The sequence below is a fragment of the Rhizobium brockwellii genome (genome assembly GCF_000769405.2).
In the GTDB taxonomy this organism is placed as follows: Bacteria; Pseudomonadota; Alphaproteobacteria; order Rhizobiales; family Rhizobiaceae; genus Rhizobium; species Rhizobium brockwellii.
This window is the reverse complement of record NZ_CP053440.1, coordinates 743,040-767,438: the sequence shown is the minus strand read 5'-3', so window position 1 is coordinate 767,438 and position 24,399 is coordinate 743,040. Positions and strand designations below refer to the sequence as shown.

Sequence of the window (24,399 nt, the reverse complement as noted above, 5' to 3'; positions counted from 1 at the left end):
CTCCCTCACAATTTCAATTGCCAGACGCCGGCCTCGACGACGGCGCCGGTGAGCGTTGCCGAACGTGCGGCGGCAAAGCCCGGAATGCGTTTGGACCCCGTCCAGCGGCCGTTGTCAGCGAAGACCTCGATGGAGCCGGCATCGAGGAAGATGCGCAGGCTCGACGGTTTCGCGCCGGCGGCGACGTAACGTGGCGGCGTCAAACCGGTGCGGGCGTCGAAGACAATCGCCAGACCATCGGCATCGAGTTTCACGCCTAGATCGACATCCGGATGATCGAAGGTGAGATCGAAGGCGGCGCCCGGCGCGGTGAGATCAAGCACGATCTCGACGGCGCCGGTGCCGAGCGGCACGGTCTCACCGGCGGCAAGCGCGGTGTCGTCCAGCAACTGATGACGCAGGCTTTCGACGGCTGCGACCGGCGGGGTCAGCACGGTGTCGCCGTCGAGAAGCATGCGGCGCGGCAGGGTCATGGCCGTCGGGAAGTCGTCCTTCCTGGAAAAATCCGTCCAGTTGGCGAGCCAGGCGATGCCGACCGGCTCGTCGCCATCAACGAAGGCCTGGAAGGCATAGGCATCCGAACCGAAATCCAACTCCTGCACGAACTCCGCAGTGAAGGTGCGGCCATCGAAGCCGCCGACGGTGACAGAGGTGAGGTTGCGGCGGCCGGTGGGCGGGTCGCGGCTGGTGAGCAGACCGAAGATCAACGCCCAGCGGGTTTCTGCGTTTTTGCCGGAAAGCGGCACCATGCAGGGGCATTCCGCCGCCGTCATGCCGAAACCGTCCTCACGATGGAGGATGCCGAGGAAGGTCCAGCCATCGGCGCCTTGCGCGTCTGCCGTTTCATAGAGCAATACGACGCCGCCCTGCCTGTCGCGGCTGCCGAGCAGCATCTTCCAGCGCCCGTCCGGGCCTTTGAAGACATAGGGGTCGCGGAAATCGGTGGTGAGGTTCAAGCCTTCCGGGCGCAGCGGCATCACGATTTCCGACGGCCCGGCGACGATGCCGTCGCGGCTGACCGCGGAAAGCTGGATTTGCTCTTCCGGTTGCCGGTCACGAACATGCTCGGTGTAGAAGACCCGGATCTCCTCGCCTTTCGGGCCGGAGCCGGGGATCGCCGAGCCGGAGAAGGCACCGCCGCGGCCGTCGTCCTTTTCCGATAGATGCGCTGCCGGGAAGAGGAACATGGGCAGATGCCTCCAGCGGACGAAATCCTTCGAGACGGCATGGCCCCAGTGCATAGTGTTCCAGCGCGGCTCATGAGGATAATGCTGGTAGAAGAGGTGAGCGTTTCCGCCGAACCGTCCAAAACCGTTCGGATCGTTCATCCAGCCGAAGGGCGGGCGGAAATGGTAGCTGTCGGGCACCTCGGGGGCGGCGGTGCGGGCATCGCTGTACAGGACGCGGATGCCCTCCTTCATCACGGTTTCCGGCCGGAAGGAGTAAGCGACGGAGAGCGCTGTGGTTGTCGCATCATAGGACAGCGTGGCACGACCGCCTTTCGCGAGCGTCACAGCGAAGAACTCAAATTCCCCTGTGCGGCGGGTCGAGGGCTCGCCGATGTCGTTGCCATCAACGGCGACGAAGAGCTTCGCCTCGCCGCCGGCATGGCGCGCCTTCAGCCAGAGATGCAGCACCGTGCCTTCGGGCAGTTCCGCTTCAATGGTTTCAGGTGCTGACGTTTCGGATTTTGCCTGCAGAGACATGATCAACCTTTCACGGCGGAGCCGACGAATGAACTGACGAACCAGCGCTGGAAAGCCAGATAGAGAATGAGGACCGGGATCATCATCAGCACCGAGGCGGCCATGGCGCGGTCCCAGTAGATGCTGTCCTGTCCGAAGAAGGTGGCGATGGCGACGGCAATCGGCCGAGCATAGTCGGTCTGGGTGACCAGCGTCGGCCAGAGATACTGGTTCCAGCTTTCGATGCCCATGAGGATCGAGACCGTGGCGAGTGCCGGCAGGCTGAGCGGCATGTAGATCGACCGGTAGATGCGGAAGGCCGATGCGCCGTCCATTTCCGCCGCTTCATAGAGTTCTTTCGGCAGCTGCGCGAAGAACTGGTAGAAGAGGAAGACATAGAGCGGGCTTGCCACCCACGGTAGGATCTGCACCGCGAAAGTATCCGTCAGCCCCGCCCGCGACATCATGACGACGAGCGGCATGATGATGCTTTCCTGCGGGATGACATAGAGCGCGACGACCAGCGCCAAGAGCGCCGCCTTGCCGCGCAGCGAACCCCAGGCGAGAACGAAGCCCGCCATGGAATTGATGACCAGTCCCGAGACGACTGTGGCGACGAGGATCGCCAGCGAATTGAAGAGATATCGGCCATAGGCCAACTCGCCGGAGAAATGGGCGATCTCCTTATAGTTCGACAGCGTCGGGTCGCTGACCCAGAAGGCGCGGAAGCTGCCCATGTCGGCGAGGATGCGGAAGCGGTCGTCCTTCAGGCTGGCGATCAGCAGCATGAACAGCGGTGAGATCATCACCAGCGCGATGACCAGGATGCAGAGGCTCTGCACGATGCGCAGGCTTCTCTTGCCGTTGCCCCGTGCGATTGCCAGCGGGACGGGCTGGGTCAAAGCGAGATCAGACATCGAAGCGCCTCAGGAGTTTGCGTTGCAGGAGCGCGATCAGAAGAACGATGACGAAGAGGATGACGGACACGGCCGATGCGTAGCCGAGTTTCTGCTCCTCGAAGCCGGCGCGCACCATGTAGTGGACAACGGTTTCGGTGCTTTCGTTCGGGCCGCCCTGGGTGAGGATCGCCACCTGCGTATAGAGCTTGAAGGCCTGGATCGTGGTGATGACCAGCACGAAGACATGGGTCGGGCGAAGGCCGGGCATGGTGACGTGCCAGAAGCGGCGCAGCGCGCTTGCTCCGTCGATGCGGGCGGCATCGTATAGTTCTTCGGGAATGCCCTGCAGGCCGGCGAGATAGATGATCATCTGAAAGCCATAGGCCTGCCAGGCTGAAAGCAACACGATGGAGAACATCGCCCAGTTGGGGTCGCCGAGCCAGTCAATCGGCTGAATCGTGCCGCCGGAAAGGAACCCGACGATCTGGTTGAGCGGGCCGCTCGGGTACTGGAAAAGCGTGCCCCAGATGACGCAGACCACCACCATGGAGGTGATCGCCGGCAGGAAGAACAGGCCGCGCAGCAGGTTTTGCATCGGCAGCTTCTGATGCAAGAGTAGCGCGGTCAGGAAAGCGAGGCCGCACTGCAGCGGCAGCACCCAGACGGTGAAGCGCGTGACGTTCCACAGCGAGGTCCAGAACAGCGGATCGGTGAAAACGCGCTCGAAATTCAGGAGGCCGACGAAGCGCACCGGCGTCGGGCGCGGCACGAGCGGCTGGTTGGTCATCGCCGTCCAGAAGGACAAGAGGAACGGCGTGATCAGGAATATCGCCATAAGCAGAAAGGCAGGCGCGATCATCGCCATTTCCTGCCAGAGCCGCTTGTTGTCGCGGCGTTTCGCCGGACGTCGCAAAGCGGGCGTGGAGGTCTGTTGCAAAGTCATTGTTTCCTCCTCATCAGTCATCCTCCCGAGATAGTCCAGGGCCGGCAGGACGAGCCGGCCCCGTCAAAACCCCTCACTTCTGCTCGTCGAAGGGTGGGTAGCCGGCGTTGTCCTCGATATCCTCGTCGATCTTCTTGGCGGCGGCCGTCAGCGCTTCCTGCGCGTCACCACCGTTGAAGATCTTGTCGACGGCCTGCATGAAGGCCGAGGTGATCGTCGGGTAGGCCGGGTGCGGCGGCCGGGCGATCGCGGTCTTGGAAGCCTGCTCAAAGGCGACGGCGAGCGGACCGCCTTCCGCATAGAGCGGCGATTCGGCGGCGAAGCTCTTCAGGCCCGGATAGGCGGACTGGCTCTTGGCGTACTCCCGGTACTCCTTGTCCTTCAGCAGGAAGCTCAGGAACTTGCCGGCGATCTCAGGGTTTTCCGAGGTCGCGGAAATGCCCCAGATCCAGGTTCCGTTCGGGCTCACGCCCTTGTCGCCGATCTTCGGCAGCGGCATGACGACGATATTGTCCTTCATCGCTGCCGATGCCTCCGCGTAGAACCAGTGGCCGCCCATGGCGAGCGCGGCCGGCTGTCCCTCGGCGTAGAACTGGTTGGTGCCCGACGAAGTCGGTACGACCCAGCCCTTCTTCACCCAGTCCTGCATCATCGTCAGCGCCTTGACGCAGGCCTCGCCATCGAGCGTGCCGCTGGCCTTCCAAGTCTTGCGGTCGATCAGGTCGCAGCCGGCGCTTTCGAGCAGGGGGCCGTAGGCATAGGTGATCCATTCGGTCTTGATGCCGTAACCTCGGAAGGTGTCGATCGGCCACTTCACGCCTTCGAGCTTGGAAAGCTTTTCGAGATAGCCTTCGAATTCCTCGCGGGTCCAGGCATCATCGACCGATTTCGGAATGCGGGCGCCAATGGCTTCAAGATATTTCTTATTGCCGTAGAGCACGACCGAGGAGTCGGTGAGGCCGATCGCATAGAGGTCCTTGTCGATCGGATAGGTGCCCTGGGCGATATTCGAATCCGTCATGTCATCGAGCAGATCCTTGTCAATGAGCGGCTTGACGGGCTGCAGATAGCCGGACCAGACATAATTGGCGAGGAACGGAGCATCGAGTTCCATGATATCGGGCAGCTGCTTGGCCATGACGGCGGCGCTGAACTTTTCGTTATAGGCATCGTGCGGCGCGTAGATCATCTCGATGTCGACATCGGGATTGGCGGCCTCGAAGCGGGTGGCAACGTCGCCATAGGCCTTGACCCAGCCGGGATCGCCCTGGTGCATGACGTGGATGACGGTCTTCGCCTCGGCGAAGCCGGCGGTCGCGACCAGGGCAGCGGACGCTAAGAGTGCGGAAAGTAAACGATTACCCACAAAAATCCTCATTTCGTATTCTCCTCCTGTTTGGCACTATTCGATGTTCAGACGGATGCCCGTTCGACCAGATGGAACGGCAGTTTATGCAGATGCGGCGGTTCGGGCTGCTCGGCCAGGAGGATCTCCATGGCAAGGCGGCCCATGGCGCGGTGCGGCAAGGCCATCGTCGTCAATGGCGGGTCCAGCCGCGAGGCCAGCTCGACCTGGTTGTCGAAGCTTGCCACCGCGATATCGTCCGGAATGCGAAGGCCGGCGCGGGCAAGCGCCGCATAGACTTCCATCGCCACGCGGTCGTTACCGCACAAGATGGCGTCAGGCCGTTGACCGGATTTCAGAAGCGCCTCCACATGAGAGGCAACAAGGCTTGGCGCGCGGTCGCTGTAGACGCTGCGGCGCACCGCCGGCAACACGCCGACGGGGTCGATGCCCGCCTCCTCAAGCGCCGCACGAAACCCCATCTCGCGTAGCGTGCCGGCGAGAATGCCCGGCAGGTTGATGAAGGCGATGCGCCGGCGGCCGGCGGCGAGGAGATAACGCACAATCTCCCGTGCGCCGCCCTCTTCGTCCGGCACCAGCGCGGTGACGCGGCCGGCAGCCTCGCGGCAGTTGATCATGACGCCGACGGAGCCCGCCAATCTGTCCGGCAGGGCGACATCCTTGTGGTACATGGCGGCATAAGCAACGGCGCGCGGCCGGAACTGCTGCACCTCGTCGAGCACCGAGCCGATAGACTGGCCGCTGCGGTGGTTGACCGCAAAGACCGCCATGCCGGCACCGCGGGCCGCCCCGTCGAGGCCACGTACGATCTCGGTGGCGAAGGGCGAAGTGATGAGGCCGTCGGAGACGACGCCGACCAGCGGCAGCCAGCCCTGACGCACGCCACGCGCCGCAAGGTTAGTCACGTAGCCGAGCTCTTCCGCAATGGCCTTGATCTTCTGGCGCGTATCGTCCGACATGCGGGCGGAGCCGCCGTGCAATGCGCCGGAAACCGTCTTTGCCGAGACTCCCGCACGTTCCGCGATGTCAGAAAGAGATACTGCCACGATCCTCGCCATCCTCCTTGGGTGATCGATTACCCAATACTCGCGGCGGACGCGTTTTGTCAAGCGGCTTTTACGCGCAGTGCTCGCTGGCATTTGATGGAGGACACCAGCCTTTCTCGACGCGGTGCGCAAGTCGATGCGGCAGGTCGCCGCCCGCCTCGGGTAATCGATTGGCTAACTTCGGTTCTCCACGCGGTTTGTTTTGCGCCACTCTTCGTACTCTCCGCGGGCATCGTCATGCAGCGGATAGTAGCGCTGCAACGACCCGCCCTCCATAAGCTTCACTCGCGAGAACTCCTCCCAATCGTGGTGCTTTTGCGACTCTTCGATTACCTTCGAGGCCATTGCGACTGGAAGCACCACCACCCCATCATCGTCGGCGACGATGATGTCGCCGGGGATTACCGTGACACCGCCGCAGGCGATCGGAACGTTGACCGCATTCGGATAGATGCTGGTCTGCACATGATAGTTGGGAGTCCAGCCTCGTAGCCATAGGGGGAGATCTAGCTTCTCGACATTGGGCCGATCACGCATGCACCCGTCGATTACGATGCCAGCGCCGCCTCTGCCTTTGAAATAGGTCGACATCATATCGCCAAAGACGCCCGAGCTCATGTCGCCGCGCGCGTCGACCACGACCACATCGCCCTCCTGCGCGTGATAGAGCACGTGCCGGTGCAACTGCGTCTCCGGATCGGCATATTCTCCCTCGTTGAAGAGGTCTGGCCGCTGCGGCATGAACTGGAGCGTCAGCGCCGGCCCGACGATCGACTTCCCGCGGTTCTGCGGCACGGGACCGACCATGTGCGGATTGCGGAAGCCCATGTGGCCAAGCGTGCCGGCAACCGTCGCGGCGCCGATTTCCTTCAGTGCGTCGATCAGCTCTTTGGGGGGTCGCGTAATATCGGAAGTATGGGTCATTTTAGACTCCGGTGGATGAACTACCAGTTCGTAACAGAACCGTCGCGGCGCTTCAGGTGAGGCGCTTCCCAGAAACGAAAGCTCTCCGCCTTGACCGCCTCTTCGTTGACCTCGACGCCGAGCCCCGGCAGATCGCTGACCGGATAGTCGGGGCCGTCGAGCCGTGGTTGCACGGGGAAGAAGTCGGAATTGTCGAAGCCGAGCTTTGCTTCGGGCGCCCTGGTCTCGAGCCAAGCGAAATTCGCCACCGCGGCGGCGAGATGGATGGTCGCGGCCGTGCAGACTGGCCCGAGGGGATTGTGCGGCATCAGGTCCACATAATGCGCCTCGCTCCAACCAGCGACCTTCATCGCTTCAGTGAGCCCGCCAACGTTGCAAACATCGAGCCGGTTGAACTGATGGATGCCACGCTCGATATAGGGCAGGAATTGCCACTTGCTGGCAAATTCCTCGCCGATGGCGAACGGGATGTCGGTCATCGTGCGCAGGGATTCGTACGCCTCCGGTGTCTCGTCTCGTATCGGCTCCTCGAGGAAATCAAGCACGCCGCGGCCGAGCTTGTTACAAAAGCTCGCCGCCTCTGCCACCGACAGCCGATGATGATAGTCGATGCCGAGGACGACCTCGTCGCCCAGCGCCTCGCGCGCCTTGTTTAGCATGCTTGCTGTAGCGCCGATCGATTCGCGCGGCTCGAAGATGTCCTTGCTGTTTTGCCCGATAGGAAAGAAGCGGATCGTCTGCCACCCCTGTGCGCGTAGTTCGCGGGCCCGTTCGATGGCAACGTCGCCCTCGGCCTCGTCACCGGTCGAGGCGAAGGTAGGAATGCGGTCGCGCTGCTTGCCGCCCAACAGATCGTAGGCCGGCACCCCCAGCGCCTTGCCCTTGATGTCATGAAGGGCAATGTCGATGGCCGAAATCGCCGCCTGCAGAACGCGCCCGCCTTCGAAGTATTGGCTACGATAGACTTCTTGCCAGATCCGACCAATCTGCATCGCGTCGCGGCCGATGAGAAACTCGCGATAGTGCTCGATCGCGCCGGCCACCGCCTTCTCGCGACCGCTCAAACCGCTCTCGCCCCAGCCGAAGATGCCGTTGTCAGTCTCGACCTTGACCAGCATCTGGTTGCGCGTTCCTACCCATACCGGATAGGGCTTGATCGCCGTGATTTTTAGCTTCGTAGTCATCCACGCCCTCGTTTCACACGCATCCGCTTGGTCTCAGTTGGCCTTGAGGGCCATTTCTGTTTCGCCGTCGAACAGATGCATCCGCTCCTGGTCGAACTCGAGCCAAATCTGCTCGTCGGGCGCAACGGCAATGGTCGGCGGCACGCTAACGTTGACGATGGCGCCAGACAGCAACGCCTGTACGAAGGTGACGTCTCCGGTCGGCTCCACCGTATAGGCCTTGGCAGGTATGCTTCCTGGCACCGCACTCTTGTGCAGCTTGATCGCCGAGTGACGTGCGCCGAGCACGACTTTCTTGGTTGTTGCCCTTGAGACCTTCTGGGCGTTGTGTGGCGAGAGCTCGAAGTGCCAGCCCTCCGCGCTGGTCAACACAGTGTTGCCGCTTGCCGTTGATGCCTCCAGCGGAACAAGGCTCATCGCCGGGCTGCCGACGAAGCTGGCGACGAACATGTTCACCGGATCGGCGAAGACCTGCGCCGGCGAATCGTATTGCTGCAGGTAGCCGCCGTTCATCACCGCCATCCTGTCGGCCATAGTTACCGCTTCGAGCTGGTCGTGCGTCACGTAGATGATCGTCGCCTTGAGGTCCTGGTGGAAACGCTTGATCTCTGACCGCATCTGCACGCGCAGCTTTGCGTCGAGGTTGGAGAGTGGTTCATCCATCAGAAATACCGCCGGATCGCGAACGAGGGCACGGCCGAGCGCCACGCGCTGCTGTTGCCCGCCCGAAAGTTCGCGTGGCTTGCGCTCGAGCAGCTGCGTCATGTCGAGCACGCGCGCTGCTTCCTTGACCTTCCTGTCGATCTCGTCCCTTGGCAGTTTGCGCATCTGCAGCGGGAAGGCCAGGTTCTTGTAGACCGATTTCTGCGGATAGAGCGCGTAGTTCTGGAACACCATTGCGATGTCCCGGTCCTTGGGGTCGAGGTCGTTGACCACTCGGTCGCCGATGACGATGTCGCCAGATGTGATGGGGATGAGCCCCGCCACAAGATTGAGCGTGGTTGTCTTGCCGCAGCCTGAAGGGCCGACGAGCGCAACGAATTCGCCGTCGTTGACCGTCAGCGAAACGTTGTTGACAGCTTTGAAGCTGCCATAGGTCTTGACCAGATCGTTAAGAACCACGTGGGCCACCGTCAACTCCTCTAATGCTTGACTGCGCCCTCCGTGAGGGCGCGTACGAAGTATCGTTGCAGGACGAGGAACAGGACCACGACGGGCACGCTCATCATAAAGCTGGCCGCCATCAGGCCCGGAAAGTCCGTCGTATTTTCCGAGAAGAAGCGCTGGATGCCGACCGGCAGTGTCAACTGCTCGTTCTTGGAGAGGAAGGTGTAAGCGTAGATGTATTCGTTCCACGCGCCGATAAAGGAATAGATCGCCGTGGCGATGATTCCTGGCGTCGAGAGCGGCATCACGATCAGGACAAAGGCCTGGAACCGCGTCGCGCCGTCGATGCGCGCCGCCTGCTCGAGCTGCACCGGGATGTTGTCGTAGAAGCCCTTAAGGAGCCAGATTGCCAGCGGCAGGCCGAATGTGAGGTAGGTGAGGACGAGCGACGCATGCGTGTTCACCAGCCCGATCGCGCGCATCAGGATGAAGAGCGGCACGAGAAAGATCACGGCCGGGAACATGTTGCGAAGCAAGACGGCGAAGAACAGAAAGTTTCGGCCCGGGAAGGTGAAGCGCGAAAACGCGTAGGCCGCAGGTACTGCCACGATGACCGAAAGGATGGTCGTGGCGGTGGAGACGAAAAGGCTGTTCCAGAAGAAGCGGAGGAAGTCCTGGCCGACGCTGTTTTGCGGATCAAGCAGTTTCTGGTAGCTGGCAAGGGTAGGTTGATCAGGCCACCATTGCGGCGGGAATTGCATGGCCGCGAAGCCGGACTTGATCGAGGTGATCAGCATCCAGATCATCGGCAACGCGGTGTAAAGCATCATGAACACGAGGAAGATGCGTCCGCCCCACCGCCATCCGTCGATGCGCATACGGCGACGGGCCTTGCCTCGAGGAGCAGTCTCGGCAATCGTGCTCATGCGCTCCCATCCTTCCGCTCGTTGCCGCTCAGAGCACGGACGTAAAAGTAGCCGAACGACATCAGGATCAGGAACAGCAGCACCGAATAGGCCGATGCCACCCCCCAGCGCTGGCGGCCGAAGGCGAGCTCATAAATGTGGGTGATCCAGATATGCGATGCGTTCGACGGCCCACCGCCGGTCATGATCCAGGGGATGATGAATGAATTGAAGTTGGCCACGGCCAGCAGAAGGATCGTCACCGTCGAAACGTTTCTCAAATGCGGGAAAGTGACGTGCCAGAACCGCTGCCATGCATTTGCTCCGTCAACTTTTGCGGCGCGCAGCAACTGATCGGGAACCGTCTGCAGGCCGGCCATCATCATGATCATGGCAAACGGAAACTCCCGCCAGATATTGACGACGATCAGAGAGGGCAGCACTGTGCTGACGCTGTCGATGAAATTCGGAGGCCTGTCGGCCAATCCGAGGCCGACCAGCACCGCCCCAATGATTCCAAAGTCCGAATGGTAGATCCACTTCCAGATATAGGACGCGGCGACCGCGCTGATGACCCAGGGAATGATCAGGATGGCCCGCAGGAGGCCGCGACCGACAAAGTCGCGATGAAGCGCCAGGGCGCAGGCAAACCCCAGGACAAATGAGATCAAAGTGGATCCTAATGTCCAGATCAGAGTGTTCGAGGTGACTGTCCAGAACACCGGACTTGTGAGGATGGCGGTGTAGTTGTCGAAGCCGATAAAAATCTTGTCCCGGAGCTGCAGGCCCGGCGGTGTGTTGAAGAACGACAGCTCGATCGTGTAGTAGATCGGATAGGCTATGACGATGAGCATCACGGCGATCGCGGGAAGCACGTACGCGTAGTCAGCGCGATGCTCCCAAATCTTTCGCAACACGCCGTGCCCGTCAGGTTGCAGTCTTCGGCGCGCCTCGGCCTTGCCAGTCAAGATCGTCACTGTGCCCTGCCCCTATTCTTCGGAAGAAACCGGCTGCGATGGAGGCGCAGCCGATTAGTCGGCAGGCGCGGACTAGAGTCCGCCGTCCGTCAGGTCTTTGACCTTCTTGGCTGCGTCGTCGGCTGCCTGGTCGACAGTCATGGCTCCTGTGAGGGCATTCTGCAGCATGTCCGGGACGATGATGTTCATGATCTCGGGGGACTGTGGCAGCGCCGGAAACGGGATGCCGTATGGCAGCATCGAAGTCGTGACATCAAGGAACTTGATGTTGTCCAGACGCTCCTTCATCCATTTGGTCTTGAAGCCGTTGAGGTTCCCCGGGTTTGAGCCGGCATAAGCCATTTTCAGCGACCATTCGGGGCTCGCCCACATGCAACTGATAGCCTTTGCAGCCGGCTCGTCGACCTTGCCGCCTTCGACATATTCGGGCTTCAGGATGTGAATGTTCGAGCCGCCAAACACGACGGCACGCTTGCCGTCGGGGCCAGTCGGAATCAGGCCGTAGCGCATATTATCGATGACGGTCTGCGCTTTGTCCTTGTCGCTGCCCGTCGTCTTTTTCTGCAGGTCGAGCATGACGTTGTAGTCGGAGGGGTGCGAGACCATCATGCCGAGCTGGCCAGCGAGGAAGAGGGGTTGGTTATCTGCCTGCTGATTGGTGAGCGCCGAAACCGGAACCGACTTGTCGCGAACATACATATCGTAGGAGGCTTGCAATGCCGCTTTGCTCTGCGGGCTATCGAGCTGGACCTGCTTGTAGGTCGGATTGGCGGTGGCTTCGTCGAAGACGCCGCCGCCATAGGCCCACAGCTGCGGCATGAAGCGATACGGCGTATTGCCGGCGTTCTTGCGCGCCACGAGGCCGTAACCGGCAATGCCGAGCTTGTCGTGGATCTGCTTGGAATATTTGACGACGTCGTCCCAGGTTGCCGGAGCCTTTTCCGGATCGAGGCCTGCACGCTTGAAGACGTCGGCGTTCCAGATGAACGCCATCGTCTCGTTGTTGGTCGGGATGCCGTAGGTCACCCCCTCCCAGGTTACGGCCTTCATTGCACCGGGCCAGAAGTCCTCGGTCGAATACCCTACGTCCTCGGGCTTGAGGGGTTCCAGATAGCCCTTGGAGGCGAACTCGGTGCCGCCCAGGATTTGCAGACGCACCGCCATTGGCGCTGCATTGCCAAGGAGGGCGGTGCGGAATTTGTCCAACAGGTCGTTATAGGTAAGGGCTTGTTCCTCAAGCTGGATGTTTGGATAGGTCTTGCGGAAAGTCTCGAAGAACTCCTTGTAATACTGGCGCAGGAGGTCGGGGTCACCCTCGAACACGCCCTGATACCAGAACGTGAGTCGCCCCTTGTAGTCGAGGGGGGTGACCTTGGCGCAATCGCCCGCCGTGTCAAAGTCCTGTGTGCCGGCGATGGAGCGCACATATTCCGGCGACCACTTGCTCAAGTCGACCGGCGCACCCAGAGCGGACGCGGACATCAACGATACCATCAAAGCAGTGCAGACAGTGCCGCGCAGTACCGCACGGCCGAGTGAAATCCTCGTCATAAGGTATCCTCCAGCTTCTCCCATGCCGCTCTGCGTCGAGGCGAGCGGTCTTGCTCCCTGGCCGCGGGACTTTCCACCCAATGTATCCCTTTGGCCTAATCATACGTTTTCAGATTGTAGATTGCCTGTCAATTGATTAAATCGTACATTGTTTTGAGAAGGCTGGCGTGATATCCGAGCAATGTGTGTATTAATTTGGGGACAGCCTTGGCCGAAGCAAGCGATTTTAAAGCAAAGCCGCCCGAAGGGATCGACGCTATCGGTGCCTCCAGCGAGGGCGCGTCGCTTTATCAACTGATCAGGGAAGACATCATCGAAGGGCGGCTCGCTGCCAACGAGCGGCTTGTGGTCACCGATCTCGCCCGGCGCCACGGCACCTCAACCAACCCCGTGCGCGAGGCTCTGCAGCTGTTGCGTGGAGAGGGTTTTGTCACCCTTGTTCCCAACCGGGGAGCGCGCGTGCGGCCCATAGATCAGGATTTTGTTCGGGACATCTACGAGATCGGAGTCTTGATCGAGCCGGCACTGACGCGATGGTTCGTGAATATGGCCACCGTCGAGGACATTGCTGAACTCGAACGCATCCAAGGCCTCATTGAAGAGAACAACTTCGCCGACACGTTCAGGCACAGCGAGCTGGACACCGCCTTTCACACCGTCATGTACCAAAAGCACTACAACCGCCATGCCGCCGAGCTTTGGTGGAAGCATCGCGAAGTACTTCGAGCCGTGAGCCGGCGTTTCAACTTCACGCTCGCCCGGCGTGCCGCGATCCTTAGCGAGCATCGCGAGCTCATCGCGCATGTAAAAGCGGGAAATGCGAACGAGGCAGCCGAGCTCATTGCACGCCATGTCGAGGGCTCCGGCCGGCACATCCTCGAACACATGCGCGCGCGTAGCGCCGCTCGGGCAGGATAGAATACATAGCCTGAATTATCGCTATCCCGACCATTTCAGTAAAGGCAGTCGAGATGAAAATCACCAGCGTTCGGCCGTGGCTAATCAGATCCGATGCTTCTTATTGGGGAGAGTTTTTGTTCGTCGAAGTGACGACCGACGAGGGGGTGAGCGGCTGGGGAGAGATCACCACCACGACAAGGCTCGCCAATCGCGCCCTCTGCACGATCCTGCGGCAGATCGGTGCCGCTGTAACAGGCGAGGACCCGGCGCGTATCGAGTATCTATGGCACAAGATATTCCGCAGCTTCACCTACATGGGCAGTCGCGGCGCTGCAGTCGAATGCGTAAGCGCCATCGACATAGCCCTTTGGGACATTCGAGGCAAAGTCTTGGGCAAGCCGATTTACGAGCTGTTGGGCGGACCGGTACGGGATGAAATCGCGCTCTACACCCATCCCAACCAGGCCAAGTTCACCAGCAAAGACGCTGTGGTCCGGGAAATTCGAGACATCGTCGAGTCCGGCCATACTGCGCTCAAGTTCGATCCTTTCCCCCACCAGGGCCGCACCGCCGATGGACAGTCCCGCGAGCAGCGGGACGGCTACCTCGATGGCAGCATGACCCGCAAGGACGAGCGCGAAGCCGCCGAACTCACTGCTCTGATCCGCGAAACAGCGGGGGCTGATGTTGACATTCTCATCGATGCGCATGGCCGGTTCGACGTTCCCACCGCCATTCGCCTTTGTCGGAGCCTCGAGGAAGCTGGTCAGATCGACTGGTTCGAGGAGCCCTGTCCACCGGAGAGCCTCAACGCTCTCAGACAGGTCCGTGAGAAGGTCAGCGCCGCTATCTCGTGGGGCGAGCGCGGCCACACGAAGTGGGATTTCGTGCCGGTGCTCGAAAACAAGCTCGCCGACTACATCATGCCGGATGTCACCTGGACCGGCGGCATTACCGAACTGAAGAAGATTTCTGCCCTATGCGAAGCCTACTACATCCCGGTCTCGCCGCATGACGCCGCGGGACCGATCAACGTGGTTGCGGGAGCGCAGGTGATGATGACCGTTCCTAACTTCTACAAACTCGAAACGTCGGAGTGGAACCTGGACAAATACGATCACCTCATCGACAGACCACTCGATGTTTCGAACGGCAGCCTCAAGCTTGCGCCCAAGCCTGGCCTCGGCGTCGAAATGAACCGCGACTACCTTCAAAACCACGAGATAGAGCTGGATTAGCAACGCTCTATGCCGCCGCAGCCATGCGCGGAGACAAACCCAGCGACAGAACGAGGATAGATCATGCCAGAGGCAGATGGAGCCGACGAGGCGCTCAATCGGGTGAACACGCATTCCAAGCCATCCGACCTTCGCATCATCGACATGCGGGTAGCCGAAATTGTCGGCGCGCCGTTCACCTCAGCGCTGCTCAAGATTTACACCAACCAGGGCATCGTCGGGCTTGGCGAGGTGCGCGACGGCGCCAGCGCCACCTACGCGCTGATGCTGAAGAGCCGGTTGCTTGGCGAGAACCCTTGCAACATCGACCGGCTGTTTCGGCGGATCAAGCAGTTCGGCGGGCACGGCCGGCAAGGCGGCGGCGTATCGGCCGTCGAAATCGCGTTGTGGGATCTTGCCGGCAAAGCCTATGGCGTCCCCATCTACCAGATGCTCGGCGGCCGGTTTCGGGAAAAAGTGCGCGTCTACTGCGACACCGACGCCACCGTGCCGAGCGGCACCGAGACCGGTAGGCGCCTCAAGCAACGCATGGAGCTTGGGTTCACCTTCCTCAAGATGGATCTGGGGCTGATGCAGATCGCGGATGTGCCCGGTGCGGTCGTGTCTCCTGCCGGCTCACTTGAAGGGTACCGCGACCACCCCGGCCGCGGCCCGCTGAAAACCATTGAAGAGCGGCGCGTCCGCAACGCTACGTATGATTTGCATAACGTCCCGCACCCGTTTACCGGCCTCCACTTTTCCGACAAGGGCCTCGACTTCCTTGAGCAATACATTGCCGAGGTTCGTGAGGTCATCGGCATGGATATTCCGCTCGCCATCGACCACATCGGCCACATCTCGGTGCAGAACGGCATTCGTCTTGCCAGGCGAATTGAAAAATACGTGCCAGCCTGGCTCGAGGATGTGATCCCATGGCAGTATACCGAGCAGTACCGACAACTGCAGGACTCAACCACTGTGCCGATCTGCACCGGCGAGGACATTTACCTCAAGGAGGGCTTCGAGCCTCTGCTCAAGAGCGGCGGTATCTCCGTTATCCATCCGGACCTGCTCACCAGTGGGGGCATCCTCGAGACCAAGAAGATCGGCGACATGGCGCAGGACCATGGTATCGCCATGGCTATTCACATGGCAGAAAGTCCAATCGCCGCAATGGCCGCCGCACACGTGGCGACGGCGACTGAAAATTTCATGGCGCTGGAATACCATTCCGCCGATGTCGACTGGTGGGACGATATCGTCACCGGCCTTCCCAAGCCGCTGGTGAAGGACGGCTTTATCACTGTTTCGGATAAGCCGGGCCTGGGGATTGACGACGTCGTCGACGAGGTGATCTCGCAACATCTGCAGCCGGGCGTCACCGGCATTTGGCAGCCCACGGATCGCTGGGACGATGAATATTCCTGGGATCGCACCTGGAGCTGAGGCGAAAAGGAACGAAGATGAAGATCACCGATCTGCGCTGTGCCGTTATCGGCAAACACCCGATCGTCCGCATCGTCACGGACGAGGGCCTCCATGGCTTGGGTGAAGTCGAATTCACCAAGTCCTACCTCAAGCCCTTTGTGCTGCATTTCCGCGAGGCGCTGATCGGCGAGGACCCGACAGACGTCGAGAGAGTCATGCTGAAGATACGCCAACGCGGCTCTTTCAAGCCCTACGGCGCGGCGGTGAGCGCCATCGAGCATGCGCTGTGGGATATTGCCGGCAAGGCCGCGGGCGTGCCCGCCTATAAACTGCTCGGCGGCAAGGTGCGCGACAAGGTGCGCGTCTACAATGGCTCGATTCGCCAGAAACGCACGGGCGACCGGCCGGAGGATTACGCCGCTGACGTCAAATGGATGATGGAGCAGCCGCAGAACTTCTTCATGGTCAAGCAAGGCATCTCGTTCCACTCCAACATGAAGGACACCATCGAGGACTTCCACTACGGCGTGACGCAGAAGAAGGCCGGCTATCACGGTGCCATGGATCAGGGCATGATCAGCGAGCGCGGTTTCAATCACATGCTTGACTGCGTGATCGCGATGAAGGAAGTGCTGGGCGACAAAGTCAGCCTGGCGCTCGACTGCGGTCCGGGCTGGATGCTGCCCGATGCGATCAAGTTCGCTCGCGCGGTCGAGAAGTACAATTTGATGTGGCTCGAGGACATGCTGACTGGCGACTACGTGCCGTGGGTCAATCCGCAGGCCTATCGGGAACTGACCCTCTCCACCTCGACACCGATCCACACTGGTGAGCAGATCTACCTGCGGCACAATTTCAAGGAACTGATCGAGACGCAGGCGGTGCGCGTCATCGGCCCCGATCCGGCAGATATTGGCGGCATTGCCGAGCTCAAATGGGTCGCCGAGCACGCCTACATGCACTCGATCCTGATGGCACCGCACGGCACAGCCAACGGCCTGCTGGGGCTCGGCGCGTTGATCAATGTCTGCGCCACATTGCCGGCAAATTACGTCGCCTTCGAATATCCGAGCGCCTCCGACCCCTGGTGGGAGGAACTGGTAATCGGCTTGCCGCCGCAGATCGTGAAGGACAGCATGGTGGACCTACTGGAAGCGCCGGGTCTGGGAATCGATATCGACGCCGAAGCGGCCAGGAGATATCTCAGGGAAGAGGATGCGGGCTTCTTCGACTGAACCTCCCTCCACCTGCATGAGGTGAATCATCTACGCAAATGACTGGAATGACCCCCTTCGGGTCATGCAGCGCTCAGTAAGGCGCGCCGGATTGGGAAGAGGCCCTCTTTTCCGTCTGGAGTTTCGAGGACGCATTTTCAACGCCCTCGTCTTGTTACTCAGCCGATGGCCATGAGGCTTGCATTGCCGCCGGCAGCCGCGGTGTTAATCGACGTCGACACTTCCTCCAGCAACCAATTGAGGCAGTAGGCTTCGGGATCGCTCGCCAATTCCTCGGTCGTCGCGGCCTGGACCAGCAGAAGCGGACCGGGCAGGTGAGCGATCTTCTGATTGACAGCCAGAACCCTGTCGCGGTCCCCTTCGACGAGGGCACCCGAGAACGGTCCGTCCTTTTCCCAATCCGAGGTCCAGGAAATCCGGCCGGCGACAGCCGCCGGAAGATCCGCCAGGACTGACTTCGATAAGGAACCCGTGTCCACGACGATGTGGTTGCCGGTCGATAGGGCTGCGGCGATCTGGCGATGAAGCCCGCCCTCTGTCTGCGGCACGAGGAGAATACGGCCGCGGGGATGGAGCGCGTAGAGATTGAGCTCCCCGACCGGACCGGTGAGTTCGCGTTCGAGCCCGAGCGCCGAGCGGCTCGCATATCCACGCGCCACTTCCCCCTCGCCCGACAAGCCCTTCTTGTCGAGCCAGACGATGTAGTCGCGAAGAGCGAGGTCCGTATGAACGGAATCCTGCTGCGGCGGCACGGGCGCACGCTGCACCAGCCGGCCGATATAGAGCGGACCGCCGGCCTTCGGACCCGTTCCCGACAGGCCGCGGCCGCCGAACGGCTGCACGCCGACGACGGCGCCGATGATGTTCCGGTTGACGTAGAGGTTTCCAGCCTTGATGCGGCTGGTCACATGCGCGATCGTTTCATCAAGCCGGGTGTGAAGCCCGAATGTCAGACCATAACCCGATGCGTTGATGTCGTCGATCAGACGGTCGAGCCCGTTTCGCTTGAAACGGATAACATGCAGGACCGGGCCGAAGATCTCCCTCGTCAGGTCCGACAGCGACTTGATCTCAATGATCGTCGGCGGAACGAAGGTCCCCGCCGCAGCACTTTCGGGCAGCGGCAGCTGATCCACCTTGCGACCTAAGCCGCGCATCTGTTCGATATGCTGGTCGATCTCCGTCTTTGCGCTGTCGTTGATGACAGGGCCGACATCGATGCTCAGCTGATCGGTACGGCCGATCGTCAGTTCGCGGAAGGCGCCCTTCAGCATGGCGAGGGTCCTGTCGGCGACATCGTCCTGAAGGCAGAGAACCCTGAGGGCCGAGCAGCGCTGACCGGCGCTGTCGAAAGCAGAGGCAATGACGTCGGCCACCACCTGCTCGGCCAACGCCGAGGAGTCGACGATCATGCCGTTCTGGCCACCGGTTTCGGCAATCAGCGGAATCGGTTTCCCGGTCGCCGACAGCCGTTCGGCCAGTTGCGCCTGGATCATGCGGGCAACTTCGGTCGACCCGGTAAACATGACGCCTGCCGTCTCCTCCGCCCCGACCATGCCGGCGCCGAGACGGCCGCTGCCGGGCACGAACTGCAAGGCACCGACAGGCACGCCTGCCTCGTGAAGGATCTTCACACTCTCCGAAGCGATGATCGGCGTGACGCCCGCCGGTTTGGCAAGCACGGGATTGCCTGCAACCAAGGCTGCGGCGACCTGTCCGGTGAAAATCGCCAGCGGGAAATTCCACGGGCTGATGCAGACGACCGGACCGAGGGGGGCATGCGAGGGGCCGAGGGTCTTGCGAGCCTGTTCGGCATAGTAGCGCAGGAAATCGATGGCCTCACGCACCTCGCCGATGGCATTGGCCGCGGATTTGCCGGCTTCGCGCATGACGATCCCCATCAGCACCTTGATGCGGGCCTGCATGATGTCGGCGGCCCGCTCCAGGCAGGCGGCACGCTCGGCCGGCGGCACGGCGGCCCATTGCGGCGCATGCTCGGCCGCCATGCGAACGATGCGCGCAGCCTCCTCGACCTTCACTTCGGTCACCGTGCCGACAACATCCCGGTGATCGGCAGGATTGAGAACCTCCCGCGTCACCCCATCCGTCGAGCCGTCGGCAAGGATGGGAAGCGCATGCCATAGGCCCGCAGCCGTGGAGGCGAGCGCCTCAGCCAAATCCGAAAGCGTGGCCTCGTTCGAGAGATCGAGACCATCGGAATTGGCCCGGGCGTTGCCGTAAAGAGCCTTCGGCGAGGCGATCTGCGCGTGGGGCGCGCCAACGACAGGCATGGCTGCGACGATTTCGGCGGGATCTGCGATCAGAGCCTCGACCGAGACATTCGGATCGGAGATGCGGTGAACGAAGGACGAATTGGCGCCATTTTCCAGAAGGCGTCGAACCAGATAGGCGAGCAGCGTCTCATGGGTTCCCACAGGCGCATAGATGCGGCAGGGCCGGTTCAGTTTTTCCTTTCCGACCACCTCGTCATAGAGCGGTTCGCCCATGCCATGCAGGCATTGGAACTCGTATTTGCCGACAGCGAAATCAGGACCCGCCAGACGATAGATCGTGGCGAGCGTCTGCGCATTATGGGTAGCAAATTGCGGGAAGACCGCATCCGGAGCATCGAGCAGCTTGCGCGCGCAGGCGACGTAGGCGACATCGGTGTAGATCTTGCGGGTATAGACCGGATAGTCGTCGAGACCATCAAGCTGGGCCCGCTTGATCTCGGCATCCCAGTAGGCGCCCTTGACGAGACGGACCATGACCCGGCGCTCCGAGCGGCGTGCGAGATCAATGATGTAGTCGAGGACGAAGGGGCAGCGCTTGCCATAGGCCTGCACGACGAAGCCCAGCCCGTTCCATCCGGTAAGATCAGGGGCAAAGCAAAGCTCCTCGAGGAGATCGAGCGAAAGCTCCAGCCGATCGGCCTCCTCGGCGTCGATATTGAGGCCGAGATCATAGGTCTTGGCGAGAACGGCCAGCGCCTTGACCTTCGGCAGCAGCTCGCTCATCACCCGGCCGGCCTGCGACCTCACGTAGCGCGGATGCAGGGCCGAAAGCTTGATCGATATGCCCGGGCCGTCATAGATGCCGCGCCCGTCCGACCCCTTGCCGATGGCGTGGATCGCCTTTTCGTAATCTCGGTAATAACGCTCGGCATCGGCGCCCGTCGTCGCGGCCTCGCCCAGCATGTCGTAGGAGTAGCGGAAGCCGCGCGCTTCCAGCGGCCGGGCGCGTTTCAGCGCCTCCGCGATCGTTTCGCCGGTGACGAACTGCTCGCCCATCATGCGCATCGCCATATCGACGCCGCGACGGATGACCGGCTCGCCGGCGCGCGCGATCAGCCGCGTCAGCGCTGCGGACAGGCTTCGGTCGTTGACCGTCGACGTCAGCTTGCCGGTGACGACGAGACCCCAGGTGGCGGCGTTGACGAACATGGATTTTCCGCCGCCGATATGGGAGGTCCAGTTGCCCTCGGCGATCTTGTCGCGGATCAGCGCGTCCCGGGTTTCGGTATCGGGAATGCGCAGCAGCGCTTCGGCGAGGCACATGAGCGCCACGCCTTCCTGGCTGGAAAGCGAATATTCCTGCACCAGCCCTTCGACACCGGTCCCCTTGTGCTTGGCGCGCAACGCCTCGATCAGGCTGCGGGCCGTACTGCGAATGTCATAGCGTTTTGCCTCGGAGACACGCGCCGCGGCAACGAGCGGCGGCAGGCATTCGGTTTCCGGTCGGCGATAGGCTGCCGTGATGGCCTGGCGAAGTTCGGATTGCGGCCGGATCGGCGGCGCAAAGGCCGAGAATGGCGCGCCGTCGGCCGGATCATTGGAGGAGGCGGGGTCGATCACTGCGTTCAACATGAAAGTACCTATCAATCGAAATCTGGTTTAACGGATGAACGAGATGCCGGGCTCGTCGTCCCACTGTGCATCGTCCGTGCAGGCGGGGCCGGAATATTCCGTCTCTCGCAGCGGGCGCGCATCCGGTCTGTCGCGCTTGAGGGTGAGCGCCGCAGCCACGGCCCTGATCGCTAGCGGCCGGTAGTGAGCGAGCAGGTCCAGCGTCCGATCGTCATCCGCTTCTTTGTTATGCATGTATGATCCCCGTTTTGAGCGCGGCGCCGATACCGATTTCATCACTCTTCTGCCCGGCCTACAATCTACCACAGCCTCAAATCGCGATCTCACTTGATTTCAGCCGTTTCCAGGCTGTATGAACTTATTAATTCATCCTTGAGAGTTCGAATGGCCGCTGAAACCGACATCTTTAGTGAATTGGACCAGTTCGACAGAAAGATCCTCGCTGCACTCGCCGAGGAAGGAAGGCTGTCGATCACCGATCTTGCCGCGCGTGTCGGATTATCGAAGACGCCGTGCCAGATCCGCTTCAAGAGGCTGATCAGCGAAGGATATATCGAAGGTTTCAAGGCCATCCTCAATCCGTCGAAAATGCAGCTCGACCATATTGCTTTCGTCGAGGTGAAGCTTTCCGATACCCGCGAGGACGCGCTGAAGAGCTTCAACGATGCCATCAAGAAAATCAGCGAAGTCGAGGAGTGCCATATGATCGCCGGCAGGTTCGACTATCTGCTGAAGATCCGCACCCGTGATATCGGCCGCTACCGCCGCGTCCTCGGCGAGCGCATCTCGACACTGCCCCACGTTGCCAGCACATCGACGAATGTCGCCATGGAGACGATCAAGGAAGGCTGGGACAAGTCCGGTTCGAGTTTTTCGTGAATGTGATCCTTGAGATGACGAACTGCCGGTGAGTAGCCGCCGGACGAACTGCGATGTCTTCATTGTCGTCGCTTCGACAATGGCTTCGAGCCGTTGCTGCTGCGCGGCGAGTATCCGGTCCGCATAGAACGCATATGACAAGGGCTTTATGGCCGGAGATAGCAATTCGCCTTCCGCCCAAGCATGAAAGAACCCAATAAGACGAATTACCGCAATGGCCTATCAGAACCAGAAAGCCGCGGCAGGCTTAAGCCAGCAGAGGCGCTCGACGAGGCGCCTCCGTCTATTCAATGATCTCGACGCAGAAATCTATGAAGGCCCTGACCTTAGCCGGAACATGCTGACGCGAGGGATAGAAGGCGTAGAGCGGGAAGGTCTCGTCCGACCAGTCGGGAAAGAGGTTCACGAGCTGCCCATTGTTCAGATAATCCGCCATCCCGAGTGAGAAGACCTGCGCGATGCCTATCCCCGCAAGGCAGGTCGCCAAGGTCGTGCCGGCATCGTTGACTAAAATGCGGCTGCGGGTCTCGATCGAGACGACCTTTTCACCCCGCCGAAGCTCCCATTCGAAAGGCCTTGCCGTCAGCGGGTCCTGGAACTGGATACAGGTATGCTCGCTCAAATCCTGTGGACGGCTCGGCCGACCATATCGCTCGATATAAGCGGGAGCCGCAATCGTGATCACGCGCGTCTGCATCAACAGGCGCGAAATAAGCGACCGCTGTGCAGGCTCGCCAAAACGCACCGCGACGTCCATGCCATCAGCAACAAGATCGCCGATCTCGTTGCGGGTGATGACCTCGATCTGGATATCCGGATAACGATCGAGGAAGGCGCCGAGCCGCGGGCCGAGCACAAGGCGTGAGAAATATGGGTCGACATTGACTCGCAGTCGGCCACGCACCGCCTGTCTGGCGCCAACAGCTGTCTGCGCAGCCTCTTCGATGCCGCTCAAGAGTGGGGCCACCTGTTCGTAGAACCGCGCGCCGTCATCGGTCAGCCGCATCGTGCGTGTTGTCCGGTCGAGGAGCCGCAGACCGATCCGCCCCTCCAGTCGAGAAATGGCGCGGCTGACGCCCGACGCCGATAGTCCCATTAGCTCCGCCGCCCGCGCGAAGCTTCCGCTCTCGACAACGGCGGCCAGTACGCTCACGCCATTCAATAATCGTCCGTCAAACATCGCGCATCCGTGATTTTAAGTCACCAATCATGTGACAGAAGCGCGCTTCAGTCAAAGGCTGCCAAGGGACATGATCAGCATAACAAACCGCCAACATGCTGGCGGCGGAGGCGGCAAAGGAGTTTAGCCATGTTTATGATCACCGGAGTAACAGGCCAAGTCGGCGGCATTGTCGCCGCGCGTCTGCTGGAGGCGGGTGTGCCGATACGCGCCGTCGCGCGCAATGCGGAAAAAGCAGCGGAATGGAAGGACAAAGGCGCGGAACTGGCCTTGGCCGAGATGACCGACGCCGATGCGCTCACCAAGGCTTTCGCCGGCGCCGACGGTGTCTTTCTGTTGATCCCGCCGACCTTCGATCCGAACCCCGGCTTTATGGAAGTGCGCGCTGTCATTGCGGCCCTGAAAACCGCGCTTCTTTCGTCTCGTCCTGCCAAGGTCGTTTGCCTCTCCACCATCGGCGCGCAGGCCAGAGAACCTAACCTCTTGAGCCAGCTCGGTCTCGTCGAACAGAAGTTATCTGCCTTGCCAATGCCGATCGCCTTTCTGCGTGCCGGCTGGTTCATGGAGAACACGGCCTGGGATATCGCGCCGGCGCGCGAGACTTGTGTCCTCTCGAGTTTCCTGCAGCCGCTCGATCAGCCCTTTCCGATGGTTTCTGTCTTCGACGTCGGAGCCAAGGCGGCAGAACTGTTGCAGCACGAGTGGGTGGGCAAGCAGGTCGTCGAGTTGGTGGGGCCAGAGGGCGTCACGCCCAACGATATCGCCGCTGTTCTATCGTCCATCCTTGGCAGAACCGTCCGGGCGGAGCCGGTCGCCCGCGACACCTGGGAGCAGATTTTCACCGATCAGGGCATGCAGAACCCCCTCCCGCGGATGCGTATGATCGATGGCTTCAACGAAGGCTGGATCCGGTTCGAGGGCGAGCCGGTGAAGGGCACGACCACACTGGACACAGCCATCGGACGTCTGATTAGCCCCGTCCGATAAACAGCCGAAAGGCCGTGGCGAAGAGCAACCACGCCCTTTCTCATGCAGCCTCTGATAGGTTCGCCCCCGGATTTTGAACTTAACGGACTAGCCGAAGACTACCGGATTGGACGGCAGACA

At 61.1% G+C, this 24,399-nt stretch carries 20 protein-coding genes and 1 pseudogene; 7 read left to right on the top strand and 14 right to left on the bottom strand.

Features of this window, described 5'->3' with window-relative positions; genetic code table 11:
• Positions 1 to 5: 5 nt before the first annotated feature.
• The 11 genes from RLCC275e_RS27175 to RLCC275e_RS27125 form a co-directional block, all read right to left on the bottom strand.
• Positions 6 to 1,706, bottom strand: coding sequence for a beta-fructofuranosidase (locus RLCC275e_RS27175; protein ID WP_033183393.1), 1,701 nt, complete (start codon positions 1,704 to 1,706; stop codon positions 6 to 8).
• A gap of 2 nt (positions 1,707 to 1,708) precedes the next feature.
• Positions 1,709 to 2,602: a carbohydrate ABC transporter permease gene (locus RLCC275e_RS27170; RefSeq protein WP_033183394.1), complete on the bottom strand. Its 894-nt coding sequence runs from the start codon at positions 2,600 to 2,602 to the stop codon at positions 1,709 to 1,711.
• Positions 2,595 to 3,527, bottom strand: coding sequence for a carbohydrate ABC transporter permease (locus tag RLCC275e_RS27165; RefSeq protein ID WP_003550718.1), 933 nt, complete (start codon positions 3,525 to 3,527; stop codon positions 2,595 to 2,597). Before RLCC275e_RS27165 ends, RLCC275e_RS27170 begins: the two co-directional genes overlap by 8 nt.
• A 73-nt stretch (positions 3,528 to 3,600) precedes the next feature.
• Positions 3,601 to 4,905, bottom strand: a complete 1,305-nt coding sequence (locus RLCC275e_RS27160) for an ABC transporter substrate-binding protein (RefSeq protein ID WP_130708014.1) — start codon at positions 4,903 to 4,905, stop codon at positions 3,601 to 3,603.
• 35 nt (positions 4,906 to 4,940) lie between these two features.
• Positions 4,941 to 5,951 (bottom strand): LacI family DNA-binding transcriptional regulator, encoded by a 1,011-nt coding sequence (locus tag RLCC275e_RS27155; protein WP_033183395.1) that lies wholly within the window; start codon positions 5,949 to 5,951, stop codon positions 4,941 to 4,943.
• Between the two features lie 162 nt (positions 5,952 to 6,113).
• Positions 6,114 to 6,863, bottom strand: a complete 750-nt coding sequence (locus tag RLCC275e_RS27150; protein ID WP_033183396.1) for a ribonuclease activity regulator RraA — start codon at positions 6,861 to 6,863, stop codon at positions 6,114 to 6,116.
• A gap of 20 nt (positions 6,864 to 6,883) precedes the next feature.
• A complete protein-coding gene (locus RLCC275e_RS27145) occupies positions 6,884 to 8,047 on the bottom strand; it encodes a mandelate racemase/muconate lactonizing enzyme family protein (RefSeq protein ID WP_033183397.1) in 1,164 nt (387 codons plus the stop codon).
• Positions 8,048 to 8,080: 33 nt separating this feature from the next.
• Positions 8,081 to 9,178, bottom strand: a complete 1,098-nt coding sequence (locus RLCC275e_RS27140; RefSeq protein WP_033183509.1) for an ABC transporter ATP-binding protein — start codon at positions 9,176 to 9,178, stop codon at positions 8,081 to 8,083.
• A gap of 11 nt (positions 9,179 to 9,189) precedes the next feature.
• Positions 9,190 to 10,080, bottom strand: coding sequence for a carbohydrate ABC transporter permease (locus tag RLCC275e_RS27135; RefSeq protein WP_033183398.1), 891 nt, complete (start codon positions 10,078 to 10,080; stop codon positions 9,190 to 9,192).
• The gene (locus tag RLCC275e_RS27130) at positions 10,077 to 11,036 is read right to left on the bottom strand and encodes a carbohydrate ABC transporter permease (protein WP_082229837.1); all 960 of its coding nucleotides are present in this window, start codon (positions 11,034 to 11,036) and stop codon (positions 10,077 to 10,079) included. The genes RLCC275e_RS27135 and RLCC275e_RS27130 overlap by 4 nt, the downstream gene beginning before the upstream one ends.
• A gap of 72 nt (positions 11,037 to 11,108) precedes the next feature.
• Positions 11,109 to 12,587 (bottom strand): ABC transporter substrate-binding protein, encoded by a 1,479-nt coding sequence (locus RLCC275e_RS27125; protein WP_033183400.1) that lies wholly within the window; start codon positions 12,585 to 12,587, stop codon positions 11,109 to 11,111.
• A 207-nt stretch (positions 12,588 to 12,794) separates the two neighbouring features.
• Here RLCC275e_RS27125 and RLCC275e_RS27120 point away from each other — a divergent pair, with 207 nt between their 5' ends.
• The 4 genes from RLCC275e_RS27120 (at position 12,795) to RLCC275e_RS27105 (ending at position 17,367) form a co-directional block, all read left to right on the top strand.
• Positions 12,795 to 13,505: a GntR family transcriptional regulator gene (locus RLCC275e_RS27120; RefSeq protein WP_033183401.1), complete on the top strand. Its 711-nt coding sequence runs from the start codon at positions 12,795 to 12,797 to the stop codon at positions 13,503 to 13,505.
• Positions 13,506 to 13,558: 53 nt separating this feature from the next.
• The gene (locus RLCC275e_RS27115) at positions 13,559 to 14,725 is read left to right on the top strand and encodes a mandelate racemase/muconate lactonizing enzyme family protein (protein ID WP_033183402.1); all 1,167 of its coding nucleotides are present in this window, start codon (positions 13,559 to 13,561) and stop codon (positions 14,723 to 14,725) included.
• A 63-nt stretch (positions 14,726 to 14,788) separates the two neighbouring features.
• Positions 14,789 to 16,150 carry a mandelate racemase/muconate lactonizing enzyme family protein gene (locus RLCC275e_RS27110; protein ID WP_033183403.1) on the top strand — a complete coding sequence of 454 codons (1,362 nt, stop codon included), beginning with the start codon at positions 14,789 to 14,791 and terminating at the stop codon, positions 16,148 to 16,150.
• Positions 16,151 to 16,167: 17 nt separating this feature from the next.
• On the top strand, positions 16,168 to 17,367 hold the full coding sequence (locus RLCC275e_RS27105) for a mandelate racemase/muconate lactonizing enzyme family protein (protein WP_033183404.1): 1,200 nt from the start codon (positions 16,168 to 16,170) through the stop codon (positions 17,365 to 17,367).
• Between the two features lie 158 nt (positions 17,368 to 17,525).
• Here RLCC275e_RS27105 and putA read toward each other — a convergent pair whose 3' ends face one another.
• Together putA and RLCC275e_RS27095 are read right to left on the bottom strand one after the other, a co-directional pair.
• Complete coding sequence (gene putA, locus RLCC275e_RS27100) at positions 17,526 to 21,233, bottom strand: trifunctional transcriptional regulator/proline dehydrogenase/L-glutamate gamma-semialdehyde dehydrogenase (RefSeq protein WP_033183405.1); 3,708 nt, start codon at positions 21,231 to 21,233, stop codon at positions 17,526 to 17,528.
• Between the two features lie 27 nt (positions 21,234 to 21,260).
• Entirely contained in the window at positions 21,261 to 21,467 is a 207-nt protein-coding gene (locus RLCC275e_RS27095) for a hypothetical protein (protein WP_033183406.1), read from the bottom strand.
• 150 nt (positions 21,468 to 21,617) lie between these two features.
• Here RLCC275e_RS27095 and RLCC275e_RS27090 point away from each other — a divergent pair, with 150 nt between their 5' ends.
• Positions 21,618 to 22,112 (top strand): Lrp/AsnC family transcriptional regulator, encoded by a 495-nt coding sequence (locus RLCC275e_RS27090; protein WP_033183407.1) that lies wholly within the window; start codon positions 21,618 to 21,620, stop codon positions 22,110 to 22,112.
• Between the two features lie 69 nt (positions 22,113 to 22,181).
• Positions 22,182 to 22,250: pseudogene (locus RLCC275e_RS34720) on the top strand (cyclophilin-like fold protein); the annotation flags it as partial.
• 145 nt (positions 22,251 to 22,395) lie between these two features.
• On the opposite strand, the gene RLCC275e_RS27085 reads toward RLCC275e_RS34720, so the two are convergent.
• Complete coding sequence (locus RLCC275e_RS27085) at positions 22,396 to 23,292, bottom strand: LysR family transcriptional regulator (protein WP_033183408.1); 897 nt, start codon at positions 23,290 to 23,292, stop codon at positions 22,396 to 22,398.
• 129 nt (positions 23,293 to 23,421) lie between these two features.
• Here RLCC275e_RS27085 and RLCC275e_RS27080 point away from each other — a divergent pair, with 129 nt between their 5' ends.
• The gene (locus RLCC275e_RS27080) at positions 23,422 to 24,279 is read left to right on the top strand and encodes an NmrA family NAD(P)-binding protein (RefSeq protein ID WP_130708015.1); all 858 of its coding nucleotides are present in this window, start codon (positions 23,422 to 23,424) and stop codon (positions 24,277 to 24,279) included.
• The last annotated feature ends 120 nt before the right edge of the window (positions 24,280 to 24,399 follow it).

Coding starts and splice junctions, on each gene's coding strand:
- RLCC275e_RS27105 (WP_033183404.1), top strand. CDS start 16,168: ATGAAGATCACCGATCTGCGCTGTGCCGTTATCGGCAAACACCCGATC.
- RLCC275e_RS27155 (WP_033183395.1), bottom strand. CDS start 5,951: ATGGCGAGGATCGTGGCAGTATCTCTTTCTGACATCGCGGAACGTGCG.
- RLCC275e_RS27150 (WP_033183396.1), bottom strand. CDS start 6,863: ATGACCCATACTTCCGATATTACGCGACCCCCCAAAGAGCTGATCGAC.
- RLCC275e_RS27090 (WP_033183407.1), top strand. CDS start 21,618: ATGGCCGCTGAAACCGACATCTTTAGTGAATTGGACCAGTTCGACAGA.
- RLCC275e_RS27125 (WP_033183400.1), bottom strand. CDS start 12,587: ATGACGAGGATTTCACTCGGCCGTGCGGTACTGCGCGGCACTGTCTGC.
- RLCC275e_RS27080 (WP_130708015.1), top strand. CDS start 23,422: ATGTTTATGATCACCGGAGTAACAGGCCAAGTCGGCGGCATTGTCGCC.
- RLCC275e_RS27170 (WP_033183394.1), bottom strand. CDS start 2,602: ATGTCTGATCTCGCTTTGACCCAGCCCGTCCCGCTGGCAATCGCACGG.
- RLCC275e_RS27095 (WP_033183406.1), bottom strand. CDS start 21,467: ATGCATAACAAAGAAGCGGATGACGATCGGACGCTGGACCTGCTCGCT.
- RLCC275e_RS27110 (WP_033183403.1), top strand. CDS start 14,789: ATGCCAGAGGCAGATGGAGCCGACGAGGCGCTCAATCGGGTGAACACG.
- RLCC275e_RS27160 (WP_130708014.1), bottom strand. CDS start 4,905: ATGAGGATTTTTGTGGGTAATCGTTTACTTTCCGCACTCTTAGCGTCC.
- RLCC275e_RS27175 (WP_033183393.1), bottom strand. CDS start 1,706: ATGTCTCTGCAGGCAAAATCCGAAACGTCAGCACCTGAAACCATTGAA.
- putA (WP_033183405.1), bottom strand. CDS start 21,233: ATGTTGAACGCAGTGATCGACCCCGCCTCCTCCAATGATCCGGCCGAC.
- RLCC275e_RS27085 (WP_033183408.1), bottom strand. CDS start 23,292: ATGTTTGACGGACGATTATTGAATGGCGTGAGCGTACTGGCCGCCGTT.
- RLCC275e_RS27145 (WP_033183397.1), bottom strand. CDS start 8,047: ATGACTACGAAGCTAAAAATCACGGCGATCAAGCCCTATCCGGTATGG.
- RLCC275e_RS27165 (WP_003550718.1), bottom strand. CDS start 3,527: ATGACTTTGCAACAGACCTCCACGCCCGCTTTGCGACGTCCGGCGAAA.
- RLCC275e_RS27135 (WP_033183398.1), bottom strand. CDS start 10,080: ATGAGCACGATTGCCGAGACTGCTCCTCGAGGCAAGGCCCGTCGCCGT.
- RLCC275e_RS27115 (WP_033183402.1), top strand. CDS start 13,559: ATGAAAATCACCAGCGTTCGGCCGTGGCTAATCAGATCCGATGCTTCT.